This is a genomic window from Klebsiella ornithinolytica (assembly GCF_030505655.1).
Classification (GTDB): Bacteria; Pseudomonadota; Gammaproteobacteria; order Enterobacterales; family Enterobacteriaceae; genus Klebsiella; species Klebsiella ornithinolytica.
The window spans coordinates 554,228-571,107 of sequence record NZ_CP130153.1 but is presented as its reverse complement, the minus strand read 5'-3'; the positions used below and the strand labels follow the sequence as shown (position 1 = coordinate 571,107).

22 protein-coding genes are annotated in these 16,880 nt (G+C 54.1%); 10 read left to right on the top strand and 12 right to left on the bottom strand.

Annotated features, from left to right (window positions below; translation table 11 throughout):
- Positions 1 to 117 precede the first annotated feature (117 nt).
- On the top strand, positions 118 to 411 hold the full coding sequence (yhbY, locus tag Q1L34_RS02730) for a ribosome assembly RNA-binding protein YhbY (RefSeq protein WP_004139797.1): 294 nt from the start codon (positions 118 to 120) through the stop codon (positions 409 to 411).
- A 152-nt stretch (positions 412 to 563) separates the two neighbouring features.
- Here the strand turns inward: yhbY and greA are convergent, their stop codons facing one another.
- Positions 564 to 1,040, bottom strand: coding sequence for a transcription elongation factor GreA (gene greA / locus Q1L34_RS02725; protein WP_004868107.1), 477 nt, complete (start codon positions 1,038 to 1,040; stop codon positions 564 to 566).
- A gap of 235 nt (positions 1,041 to 1,275) precedes the next feature.
- On the opposite strand from greA, the gene dacB reads away from it, so the two are divergent.
- Positions 1,276 to 2,709 (top strand): serine-type D-Ala-D-Ala carboxypeptidase, encoded by a 1,434-nt coding sequence (gene dacB, locus Q1L34_RS02720; protein ID WP_044346923.1) that lies wholly within the window; start codon positions 1,276 to 1,278, stop codon positions 2,707 to 2,709.
- Between the two features lie 120 nt (positions 2,710 to 2,829).
- On the opposite strand, the gene cgtA is transcribed toward dacB, so the two are convergent.
- The 4 genes from cgtA to rplU all read right to left on the bottom strand — a co-directional run bounded on the left by cgtA (position 2,830) and on the right by rplU (position 5,673).
- Positions 2,830 to 4,008: an Obg family GTPase CgtA gene (gene cgtA / locus Q1L34_RS02715; RefSeq protein WP_004868113.1), complete on the bottom strand. Its 1,179-nt coding sequence runs from the start codon at positions 4,006 to 4,008 to the stop codon at positions 2,830 to 2,832.
- Between the two features lie 15 nt (positions 4,009 to 4,023).
- Positions 4,024 to 4,989 carry a DMT family transporter gene (locus tag Q1L34_RS02710; protein ID WP_015585658.1) on the bottom strand — a complete coding sequence of 322 codons (966 nt, stop codon included), beginning with the start codon at positions 4,987 to 4,989 and terminating at the stop codon, positions 4,024 to 4,026.
- Between the two features lie 95 nt (positions 4,990 to 5,084).
- Positions 5,085 to 5,342: a 50S ribosomal protein L27 gene (gene rpmA, locus Q1L34_RS02705; protein ID WP_003861831.1), complete on the bottom strand. Its 258-nt coding sequence runs from the start codon at positions 5,340 to 5,342 to the stop codon at positions 5,085 to 5,087.
- 19 nt (positions 5,343 to 5,361) lie between these two features.
- The gene (rplU, locus tag Q1L34_RS02700) at positions 5,362 to 5,673 is read right to left on the bottom strand and encodes a 50S ribosomal protein L21 (protein ID WP_004106123.1); all 312 of its coding nucleotides are present in this window, start codon (positions 5,671 to 5,673) and stop codon (positions 5,362 to 5,364) included.
- Between the two features lie 260 nt (positions 5,674 to 5,933).
- Between rplU and ispB the strand changes: the two genes are divergently transcribed.
- Together ispB and sfsB are read left to right on the top strand one after the other, a co-directional pair.
- Positions 5,934 to 6,905: an octaprenyl diphosphate synthase gene (gene ispB, locus Q1L34_RS02695; protein WP_004868118.1), complete on the top strand. Its 972-nt coding sequence runs from the start codon at positions 5,934 to 5,936 to the stop codon at positions 6,903 to 6,905.
- Between the two features lie 202 nt (positions 6,906 to 7,107).
- Positions 7,108 to 7,380 (top strand): DNA-binding transcriptional regulator SfsB, encoded by a 273-nt coding sequence (sfsB, locus tag Q1L34_RS02690; protein ID WP_004868119.1) that lies wholly within the window; start codon positions 7,108 to 7,110, stop codon positions 7,378 to 7,380.
- Positions 7,381 to 7,459: 79 nt separating this feature from the next.
- Here the strand turns inward: sfsB and murA are convergent, their stop codons facing one another.
- The 7 genes from murA to mlaF all read right to left on the bottom strand — a co-directional run bounded on the left by murA (position 7,460) and on the right by mlaF (position 12,265).
- Positions 7,460 to 8,719 (bottom strand): UDP-N-acetylglucosamine 1-carboxyvinyltransferase, encoded by a 1,260-nt coding sequence (gene murA / locus Q1L34_RS02685; RefSeq protein WP_113990820.1) that lies wholly within the window; start codon positions 8,717 to 8,719, stop codon positions 7,460 to 7,462.
- Positions 8,720 to 8,773: 54 nt separating this feature from the next.
- The gene (gene ibaG, locus Q1L34_RS02680) at positions 8,774 to 9,028 is read right to left on the bottom strand and encodes a BolA family iron metabolism protein IbaG (protein ID WP_015585657.1); all 255 of its coding nucleotides are present in this window, start codon (positions 9,026 to 9,028) and stop codon (positions 8,774 to 8,776) included.
- 136 nt (positions 9,029 to 9,164) lie between these two features.
- Positions 9,165 to 9,455 (bottom strand): lipid asymmetry maintenance protein MlaB, encoded by a 291-nt coding sequence (gene mlaB, locus Q1L34_RS02675; protein ID WP_004868129.1) that lies wholly within the window; start codon positions 9,453 to 9,455, stop codon positions 9,165 to 9,167.
- On the bottom strand, positions 9,455 to 10,090 hold the full coding sequence (gene mlaC, locus Q1L34_RS02670) for a phospholipid-binding protein MlaC (protein WP_069476401.1): 636 nt from the start codon (positions 10,088 to 10,090) through the stop codon (positions 9,455 to 9,457). The genes mlaB and mlaC overlap by 1 nt, the downstream gene beginning before the upstream one ends.
- A gap of 18 nt (positions 10,091 to 10,108) precedes the next feature.
- Positions 10,109 to 10,660 (bottom strand): outer membrane lipid asymmetry maintenance protein MlaD, encoded by a 552-nt coding sequence (gene mlaD / locus Q1L34_RS02665; protein ID WP_004868136.1) that lies wholly within the window; start codon positions 10,658 to 10,660, stop codon positions 10,109 to 10,111.
- A gap of 4 nt (positions 10,661 to 10,664) precedes the next feature.
- On the bottom strand, positions 10,665 to 11,447 hold the full coding sequence (mlaE, locus tag Q1L34_RS02660; protein WP_004868139.1) for a lipid asymmetry maintenance ABC transporter permease subunit MlaE: 783 nt from the start codon (positions 11,445 to 11,447) through the stop codon (positions 10,665 to 10,667).
- Entirely contained in the window at positions 11,447 to 12,265 is an 819-nt protein-coding gene (gene mlaF / locus Q1L34_RS02655; protein ID WP_004868142.1) for a phospholipid ABC transporter ATP-binding protein MlaF, read from the bottom strand. The genes mlaE and mlaF overlap by 1 nt, the downstream gene beginning before the upstream one ends.
- Before the next feature lie 211 nt (positions 12,266 to 12,476).
- Between mlaF and Q1L34_RS02650 the strand changes: the two genes are divergently transcribed.
- The 6 genes from Q1L34_RS02650 to lptB are packed head-to-tail and all read left to right on the top strand — an operon-like array spanning position 12,477 to position 16,854.
- On the top strand, positions 12,477 to 13,454 hold the full coding sequence (locus tag Q1L34_RS02650) for a calcium/sodium antiporter (protein WP_004868144.1): 978 nt from the start codon (positions 12,477 to 12,479) through the stop codon (positions 13,452 to 13,454).
- Positions 13,451 to 14,455 (top strand): arabinose-5-phosphate isomerase KdsD, encoded by a 1,005-nt coding sequence (gene kdsD / locus Q1L34_RS02645; RefSeq protein ID WP_369973985.1) that lies wholly within the window; start codon positions 13,451 to 13,453, stop codon positions 14,453 to 14,455. The genes Q1L34_RS02650 and kdsD overlap by 4 nt, the downstream gene beginning before the upstream one ends.
- A gap of 14 nt (positions 14,456 to 14,469) precedes the next feature.
- Positions 14,470 to 15,036 (top strand): 3-deoxy-manno-octulosonate-8-phosphatase KdsC, encoded by a 567-nt coding sequence (kdsC, locus tag Q1L34_RS02640; RefSeq protein WP_004868149.1) that lies wholly within the window; start codon positions 14,470 to 14,472, stop codon positions 15,034 to 15,036.
- A complete protein-coding gene (gene lptC / locus Q1L34_RS02635; protein ID WP_004868154.1) occupies positions 15,033 to 15,608 on the top strand; it encodes an LPS export ABC transporter periplasmic protein LptC in 576 nt (191 codons plus the stop codon). The genes kdsC and lptC overlap by 4 nt, the downstream gene beginning before the upstream one ends.
- On the top strand, positions 15,577 to 16,122 hold the full coding sequence (gene lptA, locus Q1L34_RS02630) for a lipopolysaccharide ABC transporter substrate-binding protein LptA (protein ID WP_004868159.1): 546 nt from the start codon (positions 15,577 to 15,579) through the stop codon (positions 16,120 to 16,122). The genes lptC and lptA overlap by 32 nt, the downstream gene beginning before the upstream one ends.
- 6 nt (positions 16,123 to 16,128) lie before the next feature.
- Positions 16,129 to 16,854 (top strand): LPS export ABC transporter ATP-binding protein, encoded by a 726-nt coding sequence (lptB, locus tag Q1L34_RS02625; protein WP_004206203.1) that lies wholly within the window; start codon positions 16,129 to 16,131, stop codon positions 16,852 to 16,854.
- The last annotated feature ends 26 nt before the right edge of the window (positions 16,855 to 16,880 follow it).

Below are 16,880 nucleotides of genomic sequence, written 5' to 3'. Positions count from 1 at the left end.
TCCCGTTTCGGGTTCATCATACTTTGCGACGTAAAAATCGACACGGTAGTTTGGCGATATATGGGAGATGGCGGTAGAATGAACCGTTTTCAATCCCAACGTAAGCAAAAAAATACGATGAATCTGAGTACTAAACAAAAACAGCACCTGAAAGGTCTGGCACATCCGCTCAAGCCGGTAGTTATGCTTGGCAACAATGGTTTGACCGAAGGGGTACTGGCCGAGATCGAACAAGCGTTAGAGCACCATGAGCTCATCAAGGTGAAAATCGCATCGGAAGACCGCGAAACTAAAACCTTGATCGTGGAAGCTATCGTGCGCGAAACCGGCGCCTGTAACGTACAGGTCATCGGTAAAACGCTGGTCCTGTATCGCCCAACTAAAGAGCGTAAAATCTCGCTGCCACGCTAAGAATATCCTGAATCTCGACACAACTTTGTGTAAAACGAGGGATTTCTACGGGTAGACGAGCAAAATGCCATGCTCCTGACGTTGATAAAAGGCCGCTATGCGGCCTTTTTCCTTTCTTTACAATCCATCAACATGGTAGCGGGAAATACGGATTAAAGGTACTCGACCTTGATAATTTCGTATTCTACTTCGCCGCCTGGTGTGCGGATTGTCACTACATCGTCCTGTTCTTTACCGATCAAACCACGGGCAATCGGTGAATTCACAGAGATCAGATTTTGCTTAAAATCAGCTTCATCATCACCCACGATGCGGTAAGTCTGTTCTTCATCGGTATCGAGGTTCAGGACCTTTACCGTTGCACCAAAAATCACCCGCCCGTTGTTCGGCATTTTGGTGATATCGATAACCTGTGCATTGGACAGCTTAGCTTCAATATCCTTAATACGGCCTTCGCAGAAACCTTGCTGCTCGCGGGCTGCGTGGTACTCAGCGTTCTCTTTCAGATCGCCATGTTCGCGCGCATCGGCAATAGCAGCGATGATTTCAGGACGACGAACGGACTTCAGAAAATCCAGTTCTTCGCGAAGTTTTTCAGCACCACGTAAGGTCATCGGAATAGCTTGCATTTGTTATACCTCTTTATCATTCCTTCATAGAACGGACGCCGCCGTTCCGCCACCAGTCAGGCCTTCAGCAGGACAGGAGCAAAAAGAAAACCAACCCGGAAAACATTCCCCAGGTCAGCAGCAATTTTCAATTTGATACGTATTTTACCCTGAAGTTCACTATGGGTCATCGTTTACTTTACAGGGTGTTGCACCGTAGTATGACGGCCTGGTTTCAGGTTGTTAGCGCGAGATTATGCGATTTCCCAGATTTATCATCGGATTGACCGCCGGTATAGCGTTTAGCGCTCAGGCGGCGAACATTGACGAATATATCACCCAGCTGCCTGCGGGTGCTAACCTCGCCTTCATGGCGCAGAAGGTTGGCTCCCCGACGCCGGAGATAGATTTCCACAGTCAGCAGATGGCGCTCCCCGCCAGTACCCAGAAGGTGATCACTGCGCTGGCTGCTCTGCTGCAGCTCGGGCCGAACTTTCGTTTTACCACCACGCTGGAAACCAAAGGCAGCCTTGATGGCGGCGTGCTAAAAGGCGACCTGATTGCCCGTTTTGGCGGCGATCCCACGCTGAAACGTCAGGATATTCGCAATATGGTGGCGACGCTAAAAAAAGCGGGCGTCCAGCGGATCGAGGGGAACGTGTTGATTGATACCTCGGTCTTCGCCAGTCATGACAAGGCCCCAGGCTGGCCGTGGAACGACATGACGCAATGCTTTAGCGCCCCGCCGGCGGCTGCTATCGTCGATCGTAACTGTTTTTCTATCTCACTTTATAGCGCGCAGAAACCTGGCGACCTGGCCTTTATTCGCGTCGCATCGTACTACCCGGTGACGATGTTTAGCCAGGTAAGAACGCTGGCCCGCGGCTCCGCGGAGGCCCAGTATTGCGAACTCGACGTGGTGACCGGCGACCTGAACCGCTACACCCTGACGGGTTGCCTGCCACAGCGTAGTGAGCCCTTACCGCTGGCTTTCGCCATTCAGGACGGCGCAAGCTATGCGGGGGTTATCCTGAAGTCCGAACTGATCCAGGCAGGGATTACCTATAGCGGGACGCTGCTGCGCCAGACTCTGGCGAACGATCCGGGAACCGTGCTGGCTACGACGCAATCAGCTCCGCTGCACGATCTCCTGCGAATCATGTTAAAAAAATCAGACAACATGATTGCGGACACCGTCTTTCGCACCATTGGTCACGCTCGTCTTGGCGTTCCAGGGACCTGGCGTGCCGGTTCGGATGCGGTGCGCCAGATCCTGCGTCAACAGGCCGGCATTGATCTAGGCAATACGATTATTGCCGACGGTTCCGGTCTGTCGCGGCATAACCTGATTGCTCCGGCGACCATGATGCAGGTGCTGCAATATATCGCCCAGCACGATAATGAACTCAACTTCATCTCCATGCTGCCGCTGGCTGGCCACGATGGCTCGCTGCAGTATCGTGCAGGCCTGAATCAGGCTGGGGTCGATGGAAAAGTGTCGGCCAAAACCGGTTCTCTGCAGGGCGTTTACAACCTCGCAGGTTTCATCACTGCCGCCAGCGGGCAAAAAATCGCCTTCGTACAATACTTATCAGGCTATGCGGTACCGCCTGCGGATCAGCGCAACCGCCGGATCCCGCTGGTACGCTTCGAGAGTCGCTTGTATAAGGATTTGTACCAGAACAACTAATACGAAAGGGCCGCATCAAATGCGGCCCTTTTTAGTGCGCTCTGAACCGCTTCCCGGCATATCCCGGGCAGCAGTCCCGCCGTCGCCCCGATCGGCAATGTACCGGGGCACTCCAGCAGCTTAACGCTTATAGATGAACTCAACGCCTTCTTCGTCGTCTTCGTCCCAGTCGTCATCCCAGTCTTCGTCGTCTTCGACTTCAACTTCGGCTTCTTCAAGCTGCTGACGGTGGTAGTCGTCCCACATAAACTCGACTTTTTCAGGCGCTTTCTCTTCCTGTGCATGAACGATTGGGTTTTCGATGATAAAGGTCATCACGTCCCAGCACAGATCTTTCACGCCCTGCTGACTTGCCGCGGAGATCAGGTAGAACTTCTCTTCCCAGCCCAGCGCATCGGCAATGGCTTTCGCCTTCGCTTCAGCTTCCGCTTTATCCATCAGGTCAATCTTATTGAAGACCAACCAGCGTGGTTTTTCAGCCAGCTTCTCGCTGTATTTTTCCAGCTCACCGATGATAATGCGCGCGTTCTCAACCGGATCGGAACCATCGATCGGTTCGATATCGATGAGGTGCAGCAGCACGCGACAGCGTTCAAGGTGTTTCAGGAAGCGAATACCGAGACCTGCGCCTTCCGCTGCGCCTTCGATAAGCCCAGGAATATCCGCAACAACGAAGCTCTTCTCGTTATCCATACGCACAACGCCAAGGCTCGGCACCAGCGTGGTAAACGGATAATCAGCCACTTTCGGCTTCGCCGCAGAAACGGCGCGAATGAAGGTAGATTTACCGGCATTCGGCATACCCAGCATCCCGACGTCTGCCAGCAGCATCAGCTCCAGCTGCAGATCGCGCTTATCACCCGGCGTCCCCATCGTTTTCTGACGCGGGGTACGGTTGACGGACGATTTGAAACGGGTGTTGCCCAGACCGTGCCAGCCGCCTTTAGCGACCATCAGACGCTGACCATGCTTAGTCATATCGCCCATGACTTCGCCGGTGCCTTGATCGATAACACGGGTCCCTACAGGCACTTTGATCGACACGTCTTTACCACGTTTACCGGTACAGTCGCGACTCTGGCCATTCTGTCCACGCTCAGCGCGGAAGGATTTTTCAAAACGGTAATCGATCAGGGTGTTCAGGTTTTCGTCCGCTTCCAGCCAGACATCACCACCATCACCACCGTCGCCGCCGTCCGGGCCGCCTCTCGGGATATATTTTTCACGGCGGAAGCTAACGCAACCATTGCCGCCATCACCTGCTACGACCAGGATTGTTGCTTCATCAACAAACTTCATTTTACTCTCCGAAAATCATTCGCCTGAGCGGGGCAGCGGTACAACCGCTTCACGCTTACGTAAGCCACCCCAAAGACGGTGGCCTATGGCGGAATACATCGCGCCCGCAACCACGACAAACGCACCGAGATAACCTAACAGGTTTAACATCGGTCTGGCGAAAACATCGGGCCAGGCCAGTGATAATAAATCTGAAAAAAGCAGCGTAAACAATGGCGTTAAGGTAATCAACGCGCTCACCTGAGCTGCCTGCCAGCGCGCCATGGCTTCCGCCAGCGCACCGTAGCCTACCAGGGTATTTAACCCGCAGAAAATCAGGCACGCCAGTTGCCAGTTGCTTAACGCCAGAACTTGTGAGAGCGTCGCCAACGGCAGCAACGCTATCGTACATAAAGTGTACAGCAAAAAGAGGATCTGCTGTGACGCCAGGCGGCGTAATAACACCTTTTGCGCGACGCCGTAGCTGACCCAAACCGCAGCCGCTGCAACGCCAAAAATTACCCCCCACGTGTAATCCGTCAGGCGGGTAAAAATCTCAATCAGGCTGGTGTTAAAGAACATCACCAGCCCGCAAATCAACATCAGCGCCCCCACAACCTGGGTACCGCGCATTTTCTCCTTAAGGATGAATACGCTGGCCACCATCATGCCGACCGGAGATAGCTGTCCGATCACCTGAGAAGCCGTGGGGCTAAGATATTGCAGGGAAGAGCTGAACAGAATGAAGTTACCAAACAGGCCGCCCGTCGCAATAGCCAGTAGTACCAGCCAGCGCGGTTTGCGAAAGAGGCGCAGCGGCGGCAGTTTACCTCTGATAGCGAGGATTGTGCCAAGGCCGATACTTGCCATCAAAAAGCGATAAAACACCACCGTCGGCGGCGCCATCACTTCAAGAACCTGCTTCATTGCAATTGGCAACGCACCCCAGCACATCGCGGTGGTGAGGGCCAAAAGAATGCCAATGCCGGCCTGCTGCTTCATACCCGTTTTCCCTGCAGAAAAATATCCGGGATTCTAATGTAAAAAGCCCCGCAACACGTTGCGGGGCTTTAATCCGTTACCGGACCACGAAAAACTTACTCAGCAACGATGCTGATGTATTTACGGTTATTCGGGCCTTTAACTTCAAATTTCACTTTACCGTCTGCTTTAGCAAACAGAGTGTGGTCACGACCGCAACCTACGTTGGTGCCTGCGTGGAATTTGGTGCCACGCTGACGAACGATGATGCTACCCGCCAGAACGGATTCGCCACCGAAACGCTTAACGCCCAGGCGTTTAGCTTCTGAGTCGCGACCGTTACGAGTTGAGCCGCCAGCCTTTTTATGTGCCATTTAAATCTCTCCTCAGGTCTTAGGCGCTGATGCCAGTAATTTTCACATCAGTGAACCACTGACGATGGCCCTGCTGCTTACGGTAGTGTTTACGACGACGAAACTTAACGATTTTAACTTTCTCGCCACGACCGTGAGCAACAACTTCAGCTTTGATTACGCCGCCCTCAACGAAAGGAACGCCGATCTTGATTTCTTCACCGTTTGCGATCATCAGCACTTCAGCGAACTCAACAGCTTCGCCAGTTGCGATGTCCAGCTTTTCCAGGCGAATGGTCTGACCTTCGCTTACTCGGTGTTGTTTACCACCACTTTGGAAAACCGCGTACATATAAAACTCCGCTTCCGCGCACCTCTTTGTGTGATTCAGAGTGCGCTATAAATATTCACAATAGGGCGCGAATATTACGCAAAACGCGAGCCTTTGACAAGAGCGATTAGCGATCAACGCAGAAAAAAAACACAACTTTCACGCTAACGTTTATCTATGGCAATTTTTCAGTACAATCATAGCTTCGTTTAATTCTATCTTAATCCTTCTGTGAACCCACCTGGATTCGCGGTAACAGGACATGTGGCCCGGCTTTTGCGATGAATTTAGAAAAAATCAATGAGTTAACCGCGCAGGATATGGCGGGTGTCAATGCGACAATCCTTGAGCAACTTGACTCAGATGTTCAGCTTATCAATCAATTAGGCTATTACATCGTTAGCGGAGGCGGTAAACGTATTCGTCCGATGATTGCGGTTCTTGCCGCCCGGGCAGTGGGTTACCAGGGCGACGCGCACGTCACTATTGCCGCACTGATCGAATTTATTCATACCGCCACCTTGCTGCATGATGATGTCGTTGATGAATCCGATATGCGCCGCGGCAAGGCGACGGCAAACGCCGCTTTTGGCAACGCAGCCAGCGTGCTGGTTGGTGATTTTATCTATACCCGCTCTTTCCAGATGATGACCAGCCTCGGCTCGTTAAAAGTGCTGGAAGTGATGTCTAAAGCCGTTAACGTCATTGCCGAAGGCGAAGTGCTGCAGCTGATGAACGTCAACGACCCGGATATCACTGAAGAAAACTATATGCGGGTCATCTACAGCAAAACAGCCCGTCTGTTTGAAGCCGCCGCACAGTGCTCAGGCATCCTGGCCGGTTGTACCGCCGAACAGGAGCAAGCGCTTCAGGACTATGGTCGTTATCTCGGCACGGCATTCCAGCTGATCGACGATTTACTGGACTACAGCTCTGATGGCGAACGTCTCGGCAAAAACGTGGGTGATGACCTGAACGAAGGCAAACCGACTTTACCGTTATTGCATGCCATGCGTCATGGCACTCCAGAGCAGTCAGCGATGATTCGCGGAGCGATTGAACAAGGCAACGGGCGTCACCTTCTCGACGCGGTTCTCGAGACGATGGCGGCCTGCGGCTCACTGGAATGGACCCGTAAACGCGCGGAAGAAGAAGCGGACAAAGCCATTGCCGTGCTTCAGGTCTTACCGGATTCCCCGTGGCGTGAAGCGCTTATCGGTCTTGCCCATATTGCGGTTCAACGCGACCACTGATCTCCCCCTGCCCCGTTCCCGCGCCTGTCGCGGGAACGCCCCACAAAGTTCCAGTAAAATCCATATATCGCCTTGCCTCCTGGTATATTCCGAATATAAAGACACCTTACAAGAACTTGTTAGAACTTAATTAAACCTGGGAGTATAGTCATTCCGTTGCTCATATATCAGGCAATTGGGATCATCACCACCAGGAGAATTTATGGAAAAGTTCATCGACTGGCATCCGGCAGATATCATTGCTGGATTGCGCAAAAAAGGGACGTCGCTGGCAGCGGAGTCGCGGCGTAACGGCTTGAGTTCTTCAACGCTGGCGAATGCATTGACCCGGCCGTGGCCAAAAGGTGAGCTGATTATTGCTCATGCGCTGGATACCAAACCGTGGATTATCTGGCCCTCACGCTATCATGACCCGGTGACGCATCAGTTTATCGACAGAACGCAAATGATACGTCAGAAGAAAGAGAGCCAATGAAAGCGGTTCGCTGAGTCAACAGAACGGAATAAAAAAACAGCCCCCTGACACACGTCAAGGGGCTGTTATCACGACAGAGTTACTCGCCTTTCACGCGTTCGATATTCGCGCCCAGCGCCTGCAGTTTATCTTCGATGCGCTCGTATCCACGATCGATGTGGTAGATGCGATCGACAATCGTGGTGCCTTCCGCGATACAGCCGGCCAGGACCAGGCTTGCTGACGCACGCAGGTCGGTTGCCATCACCTGCGCACCGGAGAGCTGCGCCACGCCGTGGCATATCGCCGTATTGCTTTCGATCTCCGCGTGTGCACCCATACGGATCAGTTCCGGAATATGCATGAAACGGTTTTCAAAGATCGTTTCGGTAATCACGCCGGTCCCTTCCGCAACCAGGTTCAACAGCGTGAACTGCGCCTGCATGTCGGTCGGGAAACCCGGGTGTGGCGCGGTACGCACATTGACGGCTTTCGGGCGGTTGCCGTGCATATCCAGGCTAATCCAGTCTTCGCCGATTTCGATATCGGCGCCCGCATCGCGCAGCTTGGCCAGTACGGCATCCAGGGTATCAGGCTGTGCGTTGCGGCAAACAATTTTACCGCCGGAGATTGCCGCAGCGACCAGGAAAGTACCGGTTTCGATACGGTCAGGCAGAACGCGATATACGCCGCCACCCAGACGTTCTACGCCTTCGATGGTGATGCGGTCAGTCCCCTGACCTTTAATTTTCGCGCCCAGCGCGTTGAGGAAGTTCGCCGTATCGACGATTTCCGGCTCGCGAGCGGCGTTTTCAATCACGGTGGTGCCTTCCGCCAGCGTCGCTGCACTCATAATGGTCACGGTCGCGCCGACGCTGACCTTATCCATCACAATATGCGCGCCTTTAAGACGTCCGTTAACCGACGCCTTCACATAGCCTTCTTCCAGTTTGATCTCTGCGCCCAGCTGCTCAAGGCCAATAATATGCAGATCGACCGGACGCGCACCGATAGCACAACCGCCCGGCAGTGAAACCTGTCCCTGACCAAAGCGCGCCACCAGCGGGCCCAGCGCCCAGATAGAAGCACGCATCGTTTTGACCAGATCGTACGGCGCGCAGAAGACGTCGACCGGACCCGCATCGATCCAGACTGACCCATTGCGCTTCACTTTGGCGCCGAGCTGGCTCAGCAGTTTCATCGTGGTATCGATGTCTTTCAGTTTTGGTACGTTCTGGATCTCAATCGGCTCATCTGCCAGCAGGGCGGCAAAGAGGATCGGCAGGGCGGCATTTTTCGCACCGGAGATGGTGACTTCCCCCTGGAGGCGTGTCGGCCCCTGAACACGGAATTTATCCATTGATTCTGTTCTCTGTTAAGAATTCACATACGCTGCGGGGAACATCCCTGCAGCTTAAAAGCCGTTGAGTTTGCGGTCCCGGGCCCATTCTTGCGGGGTAAATGCTTTGATCGACAGAGCATGAATGCGGTTGTCGGCAATGTATTCCATCAGCGGAGCGTAGACAGCCTGCTGTTTCTTTACCCGGCTCATGCCGTCAAACATCTCACCCACAGCAATAACCTGAAAGTGACTGCCATCGCCAGAGACGTGGACTTCCTGAAGGGAGAGTGCGTTCATCAGCACGGTCTGAATTTCATGATTTTCCATGGGTTCAAATTTTATCTGGTAGTGAAAATAGCCCAACATCTTAGAGGAAAGTGGCGCGGTCTTAAATAAGCAAAAAGCCCCATCGAAGATATTGATGGGGCTTTCAGGATAACCTCAGCAGTAACGCACTGAAAAACTATGGGATCATATCGGCGGGAAGGTTGTAAAGACTGGCTAAAGTTTGCAGGTTGTCGCTCTTACCAATCAGTTTCGCCTCCCGGCCCTGGTGGCGAATTAACGCCACAAAGTGCATCAGCAGCGCCAGGCCGGCGGTATCCACCCGGGTTAGTGCGCTCAGGTCGATAGTCGACACGCCATCGGTCGCCTGCGCACGGGCTTCCCAGAGCGGGACCAGCAGATCCTGGTCCAGCTCCCCGTGCAGCGCCAGTCGCTCGCCGTCGCGAGTCCAGCTCAGCTGCCCGGTCATTATTTTTTCTGTTCCAGAGTGATCGGCTGCGCGGAGATCGCCTTCAGTTGCGCGGTCAGACCATCAACGCCTTTGGTGCGCAGCAGATCGCTCCACTCGTTTTGTTTGGTGGTGATCATGCTCACCCCTTCGGCAATCATATCGTAAGCCTGCCAGTTACCGGTCTGGGTGTTTTTACGCCACTGGAAATCCAGGCGTACCGGAGGGCGGCCATTGGGATCGACGATCGTCACGCGAATAGGGACGATCGTTGCATCGCCCAGCGGTTGTTCCGGAGCAATCTGGTAAGTTTGACCATGGTACATAGCCAGCGCCTGGCCGTAGGCCTGCTTCAGGTATTCACGGAAGGCGACAAAGTAGGCTTCGCGCTGCGCCGGGGTCGCATCTTTATAATACCGGCCCAGAACCAGCGCGCCGGCATACTTCACCTGGACATACGGCATCAGCTCCTGGTCAACGATATCACGCAGATAGTTCGGGTTAGCCTGAATCTTCGACTGTTCATTTTTCAGACGATCGAAGGTCTTCTGCGCCGCTTCGTTCATCAGCTTATAGGGGTTGGACTGATCCGCCGCCGTAGCAGCCGTCAAGGGAGCAATCGCCAGCATGGCGATCATCAATAAACGTTTAAACATAGGGTGTCTCTCCTGAAATTAATGCGTCGTGGCGGCCGGTGGCGTGGCGTCAGTATGACTCTCTGTCGCTGCCGAATCATCGCCAGAATTCTTATTGTCACTGCCCTTACTGCTATAAAGGAACTGACCAATCAGGTCTTCCAGAACCATGGCTGACTTGGTGTCCTGAATAGTGCTGCCATCTTTAAGGATAGACGTCCCCAGTTCCGGATCGTCGAAACCGATATTCAGCGCCAGGTACTGTTCTCCCAGCAGGCCTGAGGTACGAATAGCCAGCGAGCTGGAATCAGGAATATGGTTGTAGCTCTCATCAATATCGAGCGCTACGCGCGGCAGGTAGGTTTTCGGGTCAAGCGTAATATCCGCAACCCGGCCCACGACCACACCGCCAATGCGAACCGGAGAACGCGCCTTCAGCCCACCAATATTGTCAAAGGTCGCATAGATACGGTACGTCGGTTCGGTACGTAAAGAGGTCACGTTGGCGGCTTTGAGACAGACAAACAGCGCAGCCAGCAACGCAACCAGTAAGAACACACCTACCCAGATTTCACTTTTTTTCGTTTGCATGAACTCAATTCCCAAACATCAGCGCAGTCAGCACAAAATCCAGCCCCAGAACCGCCAGCGACGAATGCACCACGGTACGCGTCGTTGCCCGGCTAATCCCGGCGGAAGTGGGGATAGCGTCATAACCATTAAATAACGCAACCCATGTCACCGTAATGGCAAACACCAGACTCTTAATCAGGCAGTTAACCAGGTCCATTCGCCAGTCAACGGCATTTTGCATCGCAGACCAGAAGAAGCCACTGTCGATCCCCTTCCAGCTTACGCCCACCAGCGAGCCGCCCCAGATGCCCACGGCGACAAAAATAATGGTCAACAGCGGCAGCGAGATAACCCCTGCCCAGAAGCGAGGGGAAATCACGCGCCGCAGCGGATCGACCGCCATCATTTCCATGCTGGAGAGCTGTTCGGTCGCACGCATCAGGCCAATTTCCGCGGTCAGCGCGGAACCCGCACGCCCGGCAAACAGCAGCGCAGCAACCACCGGCCCCAGTTCGCGCAGCAGGGATAACGCCACCAGCATGCCTAAACTGGTTTCCGCACTATAGGTGGTGAGCACCAGATAGCCCTGCAGCCCCAGCACCATGCCGATAAACAGCCCCGACACGATGATAATCAGCATCGATAGCACGCCAACGTTGTAGAGCTGACGGACCAACAGCGGCGCATGCTTACGAAATTCCGGCTTGCCCACTACCGCATTGAAAAGCATTAATCCGGCACGCCCGAAAGCCGCGGTCGTTTTAATTCCCCGGTGTCCGAGTGATGCCAGCACATTTAGCAGCATCAGTTGCTCGCTCCCTTGCCTAATAAATCATGCTGATAGTCCCCGGCCGGATAGCGGAACGGTACCGGACCATCGGCAATACCATCAATGAACTGGCGAACCCGCGGGTCGCCGTTTTCACGCAGCGACTGCGCGCTGCCGTGAGCCACGATTTTTTTGTCCGCCACGATATACGCGTAATCAGCAATGCTCAGCACTTCTGGCACGTCATGTGACACCACGATACAGGTCACGCCCAGCGTGCTGTTGAGTTCTGAGATCAGCTTAACCAGCACGCCCATGGTGATGGGATCCTGTCCGACAAACGGTTCGTCGAACATAATCAGGTCCGGCTCCAGCGCAATAGCCCTGGCCAGGGCGGCGCGGCGCGCCATCCCGCCTGAGAGTTCAGAAGGCATTAATTTCGCCGCTCCGCGCAGCCCGACCGCTTCAAGCTTCATCATGACGGTCGTATGCAGTAACGCCTCCGGCAAACGCGTATGTTCACGTAGCGGGTAGGCTACGTTATTGAACACGTTCATATCGGTGAACAGTGCTCCGGACTGGAACAGCATGCTCATGCGCTTACGCACGGTATACAGGCGCGAGCGTGACATCTGCGGCACGTTTTCACCATCGAACAGGATCTCACCTTTATCCGGCGGGATCTGCCCACCGATCAGGCGCAGCAGCGTCGTTTTACCGATCCCCGATGGTCCCATAATCGCCGTGATCTTACCGCGCGGCACTGACAGCGAGATATCGTCAAAGATGACGCGATCGCCGCGAGAGAAGCGGATACCGCGTACTTCGACCAAATTCGCCAGAGTTTGGCTCATAAAATCATCCTTACTAAACATCCCTCGGGCTAAGCATGGCGCGTACCTTCGCCACAAACCCAACATTTTTACAGAATCTTACCTGCCTGGGTTAGCGAAAGCTGGCATTTGTTTTACTTTTGACAAACATAAAGTCAAAATTAAGAATTCGTTACGCTGCAGATGGACCGCTACAGCGAATCAACGATTATACCTGAAGAAAGGACTTTAGATGCTCTTAGCGACGGCTCTGTTAATAATTGGTTTACTGCTGGTAGTCTACAGCGCCGATCGTCTGGTCTACGCCGCTTCAATACTTTGCCGCATGATAGGGATCCCCCCGCTCATTATCGGGATGACGGTGGTAAGTATCGGCACCAGCCTGCCGGAGATCATCGTTTCCGCCGCTGCGTCTCTGCACGGACAGACCGATCTGGCGATCGGCACGGCGCTCGGATCCAATATTACCAATATATTATTAATACTCGGCCTCGCTGCCTTGTTGCGTCCATTTACCGTGCATTCTGATATCCTGCGCCGCGAGTTACCGCTAATGTTGCTGGTCAGTTTGCTGGCAAGCTTTGTGCTGTACGATGGGCAACTGTCCCGTATGGACGGTCTTTTCTTACTGGCGCTGGCCCTGCTGTGGCTGCTGTTTACGATTAAAATCGCCCGGCTGGCGGAACGTCAGGGCAGCGATAGCCTGACCCGGGAACAGATGGCGGAGCTTCCGCGGGAAGGTTCGCTTCCCGTGGCCCTGCTCTGGCTGGGTGTAGCCATGATTGTGATGCCCATGGCAACCCGAATGGTCGTGGATAATGCTACCGTGCTGGCAAACTACTTCGCTATCAGCGAGCTCACCGTCGGCTTAACGGTGGTGGCGATCGGCACCAGCCTGCCGGAACTGGCAACGACGATTGCCGGGGCGCGAAAAGGGGAAGACGATATCGCTATCGGGAATATTATCGGCGCGAATATCCTGAATATCGCCCTGGTTCTCGGATTACCGGCACTGATCGCCCCGGGAGCATTCGCACCGGAGGCCTTTACGCGCGACTATGCCGTGATGCTGTTCGTCAGCGTGATATTCGTCCTGCTATGCTGGCGTCGCAAATGGCAACCCGGTCGCCTGGTGGGTGCGCTGCTGGTCGGCGGTTTTGTGGTTTGGTTAGCGATGCTGTACTGGGCAGCACCGCTCTTCGTTGAATGAATCGGGATAACACTATGTCGCAAATAGATTTGCCAACGGATTTTGACTTTCAACGGGTAGGACGTGAAGTTCTGGAAATTGAACGTGAAGGTCTGGCTCAACTCGATCAGTACATTAATGAAGATTTCACCCATGCCTGCGAGAAGATCTTCCGCTGCGCGGGTAAAGTCGTGGTGATGGGGATGGGCAAATCCGGCCATATCGGGCGTAAAATGGCGGCGACGTTTGCCAGCACCGGTACGCCGTCGTTTTTTGTGCACCCCGGCGAAGCGGCCCACGGCGATTTAGGCATGGTGACGCCGAAGGATGTGGTTATCGCGCTCTCGAATTCCGGCGAGTCGAACGAGATCCTGGCGCTGATTCCGGTACTTAAACGCCTGCAGGTGCCTCTTATCTGCATGACCAGCCGTCCGGAAAGCAGCATGGCGCGCGCCGCGGACATCCATCTTTGCGTGAAGGTACTGAAAGAAGCCTGCCCGTTAGGGCTGGCCCCGACCTCCAGCACCACCGCCGCGCTGGTTATGGGCGATGCGCTGGCGGTTGCCCTGCTGGAAGCGCGCGGCTTTACCGCTGAAGATTTTGCGCTGTCGCACCCTGGCGGCGCACTGGGTCGTAAGCTGCTGTTGCGGGTCAATGATATTATGCATACGGGTGATGAAATCCCGCACGTCAATGTGCAGGCCACCTTGCGCGATGCGCTGCTGGAAATCACACGTAAAAATTTAGGCATGACGGCTGTCTGTGATGATGACATGAACATCATCGGTATTTTCACCGATGGCGACCTGCGCCGGGTGTTTGATACCGGGGTCGATATGCGTAATGCCAGTATTGCCGATGTCATGACACCGGGCGGCATTCGCATTCGCCCCGGTATTCTTGCCGTCGATGCGCTGAACCTGATGCAATCTCGCCATATCACCTGTGTGTTAGTTGCCGATGGCGACCGCCTGTTGGGTGTGGTACATATGCACGATCTCCTGCGCGCAGGCGTAGTGTAAGTAAGGATAAAATAATGAATAATGCTGATGCTCTGCAGGAAACCTGCTACGGGCCAGTAAGCCCTGAATTTATCGATCGGGCGGCGAAGATCCGTTTATTGATCCTCGACGTAGACGGCGTGCTGTCCGATGGCCTGATCTACATGGGCAACAGCGGTGAAGAGCTGAAGGCGTTTAACGTTCGCGACGGTTACGGAATTCGCTGCGCGCTGACCTCAGGTATTGAAGTCGCGATTATTACCGGACGAAAAGCTAAACTGGTAGAAGATCGTTGTCAGACGCTGGGTATTACGCACCTGTATCAGGGGCAGTCCGATAAACTGCTGGCATTTCGCGAATTATTGCGCAAGCTGGCCGTTCGCCCGGACGAAGTTGCCTACATCGGCGATGACCTGATCGACTGGCCGGTGATGGCCGAGGTCGGTTTAAGCGTGGCAGTGGCGGATGCGCACCCGTTGCTGCTACCGCGCGCAGATTATGTTACCCGCATCAACGGTGGACGCGGAGCGGTACGCGAAGTCTGCGATTTGTTACTATTGGCGCAGGGCAAGCTGGATGAGGCCAAAGGGCAATCAATATGAGTAAAACCAGACGTTGGGTTATCATTTTACTATCGCTGGTCGCGCTTATTCTGATCGGCCTGAATCTGGCGGGTACGGACGATACCACTCAGCAAGAGATCAATCCTGATGACCCGACCTATACCAGTGAACATACCGACACCGTTGTTTACAGCCCGGAAGGGGCGCTTAACTACCGCTTAATCGCTGAGCACGTGGAGTATTTTTCCGCCCAGGAAGTCTCGTGGTTCACCAAACCGGTGATGACCACATTTGATACCAACAAGGTACCCACCTGGTCTATCAAAGCGGATAAAGCCAAACTGACTAAAGACCGCATGCTGTATCTTTACGGAAACGTAGAGGTGGACGCGCTGAGCGCGGACTCTCAATTGCGCAAAATTACGACGGATAACGCCCAGATAAACCTGGTGACGCAAGATGTTACCTCTGATGACATGGTGACGTTGTACGGGACGACATTTAATTCCAGCGGCCTGAAAATGCGCGGAAATTTACGCAGCAAAACTGCCGAGCTGATTGAAAAGGTTAGAACCTCTTATGAAATTCAGAACAAACAAACTCAGCCTTAAGATTGCGCTCGCCAGCGCCTTACTGGCCGCCAGCCTGCCGGCACTGGCAAAAACCGGCGATACCGATCAACCGATTCACATCGAATCCGATCAGCAGTCACTGGATATGCAGGGCAATGTCGTCACCTTCACCGGTAATGTCGTCGTCACCCAGGGGACCATTAAAATCAACGCCGATAAGGTGGTGGTGACCCGTCCTGGCGGTGAAAAAGGTAAAGAAGTGATCGACGGTTACGGTAATCCGGCAACCTTCTTCCAGATGCAGGACAACGGCAAGCCGGTGAAAGGCCGCGCGCAAAAAATGCACTATGAATTGCAGAATGATTTCGTCGTCCTGACCGGTAATGCGCATCTGGAACAGATCGATAGCAACATCCAGGGCGACAAAATTACCTATCTGGTGAAAGAGCAGAAAATGCAGGCGTTCAGCAATAAAGGCGGACGCGTGACGACGGTTCTGGTTCCTTCGCAGCTGCAAGACAAAAGCACCAACCAGCAAAAGAAGGGTAACTAATTCGTTATGGCAACATTAACCGCAAAGAATCTCGCCAAGGCGTATAAAGGCCGCCGCGTGGTGGAAGATGTCAGTCTGACCGTGAACTCTGGCGAGATCGTTGGCCTCCTTGGGCCAAACGGCGCCGGTAAAACCACGACCTTCTACATGGTGGTCGGCATTGTGCCGCGCGACGCTGGCAACATTATTATCGACGATGAAGATATCAGCCTGCTGCCGCTGCATGCCCGCGCGCGTCGGGGGATCGGCTATCTGCCGCAGGAAGCTTCCATTTTCCGCCGCCTGAGCGTGTACGATAATTTAATGGCGGTTTTGCAGATTCGCGACGATCTCAGCAGCGAGCAGCGTGAAGACCGCGCGAAAGAGCTGATGGAAGAATTTCACATCGAGCATCTGCGCGACAGCCTGGGACAGGCGCTTTCCGGCGGTGAACGCCGCCGCGTTGAAATCGCCCGCGCGCTGGCCGCTAATCCGAAATTCATTCTGCTGGATGAGCCTTTTGCCGGCGTTGACCCCATTTCCGTTATTGATATCAAACGCATCATCGAACATCTGCGCGACAGCGGTCTTGGCGTGCTGATCACCGACCATAACGTCAGGGAGACGCTGGCCGTCTGCGAACGCGCCTATATCGTCAGCCAGGGCCACCTGATCGCCCACGGCACCCCGCAGCAAATCCTTGAAGACGAGCAGGTTAAGCGCGTGTATCTTGGGGAAGACTTCAGACTCTGATAGGGTAGAGGTTACAGACGTTTTAG

What these genes read in the sequence shown, in the direction of transcription:
- yhbY (WP_004139797.1), top strand. Translation starts at nt 118, where the DNA reads ATGAATCTGAGTACTAAACAAAAACAGCACCTGAAAGGTCTGGCACAT.
- greA (WP_004868107.1), bottom strand. Translation starts at nt 1,040, where the DNA reads ATGCAAGCTATTCCGATGACCTTACGTGGTGCTGAAAAACTTCGCGAA.
- dacB (WP_044346923.1), top strand. Translation starts at nt 1,276, where the DNA reads ATGCGATTTCCCAGATTTATCATCGGATTGACCGCCGGTATAGCGTTT.
- cgtA (WP_004868113.1), bottom strand. Translation starts at nt 4,008, where the DNA reads ATGAAGTTTGTTGATGAAGCAACAATCCTGGTCGTAGCAGGTGATGGC.
- Q1L34_RS02710 (WP_015585658.1), bottom strand. Translation starts at nt 4,989, where the DNA reads ATGAAGCAGCAGGCCGGCATTGGCATTCTTTTGGCCCTCACCACCGCG.
- rpmA (WP_003861831.1), bottom strand. Translation starts at nt 5,342, where the DNA reads ATGGCACATAAAAAGGCTGGCGGCTCAACTCGTAACGGTCGCGACTCA.
- rplU (WP_004106123.1), bottom strand. Translation starts at nt 5,673, where the DNA reads ATGTACGCGGTTTTCCAAAGTGGTGGTAAACAACACCGAGTAAGCGAA.
- ispB (WP_004868118.1), top strand. Translation starts at nt 5,934, where the DNA reads ATGAATTTAGAAAAAATCAATGAGTTAACCGCGCAGGATATGGCGGGT.
- sfsB (WP_004868119.1), top strand. Translation starts at nt 7,108, where the DNA reads ATGGAAAAGTTCATCGACTGGCATCCGGCAGATATCATTGCTGGATTG.
- murA (WP_113990820.1), bottom strand. Translation starts at nt 8,719, where the DNA reads ATGGATAAATTCCGTGTTCAGGGGCCGACACGCCTCCAGGGGGAAGTC.
- ibaG (WP_015585657.1), bottom strand. Translation starts at nt 9,028, where the DNA reads ATGGAAAATCATGAAATTCAGACCGTGCTGATGAACGCACTCTCCCTT.
- mlaB (WP_004868129.1), bottom strand. Translation starts at nt 9,455, where the DNA reads ATGACCGGGCAGCTGAGCTGGACTCGCGACGGCGAGCGACTGGCGCTG.
- mlaC (WP_069476401.1), bottom strand. Translation starts at nt 10,090, where the DNA reads ATGTTTAAACGTTTATTGATGATCGCCATGCTGGCGATTGCTCCCTTG.
- mlaD (WP_004868136.1), bottom strand. Translation starts at nt 10,660, where the DNA reads ATGCAAACGAAAAAAAGTGAAATCTGGGTAGGTGTGTTCTTACTGGTT.
- mlaE (WP_004868139.1), bottom strand. Translation starts at nt 11,447, where the DNA reads ATGCTGCTAAATGTGCTGGCATCACTCGGACACCGGGGAATTAAAACG.
- mlaF (WP_004868142.1), bottom strand. Translation starts at nt 12,265, where the DNA reads ATGAGCCAAACTCTGGCGAATTTGGTCGAAGTACGCGGTATCCGCTTC.
- Q1L34_RS02650 (WP_004868144.1), top strand. Translation starts at nt 12,477, where the DNA reads ATGCTCTTAGCGACGGCTCTGTTAATAATTGGTTTACTGCTGGTAGTC.
- kdsD (WP_369973985.1), top strand. Translation starts at nt 13,451, where the DNA reads ATGAATCGGGATAACACTATGTCGCAAATAGATTTGCCAACGGATTTT.
- kdsC (WP_004868149.1), top strand. Translation starts at nt 14,470, where the DNA reads ATGAATAATGCTGATGCTCTGCAGGAAACCTGCTACGGGCCAGTAAGC.
- lptC (WP_004868154.1), top strand. Translation starts at nt 15,033, where the DNA reads ATGAGTAAAACCAGACGTTGGGTTATCATTTTACTATCGCTGGTCGCG.
- lptA (WP_004868159.1), top strand. Translation starts at nt 15,577, where the DNA reads ATGAAATTCAGAACAAACAAACTCAGCCTTAAGATTGCGCTCGCCAGC.
- lptB (WP_004206203.1), top strand. Translation starts at nt 16,129, where the DNA reads ATGGCAACATTAACCGCAAAGAATCTCGCCAAGGCGTATAAAGGCCGC.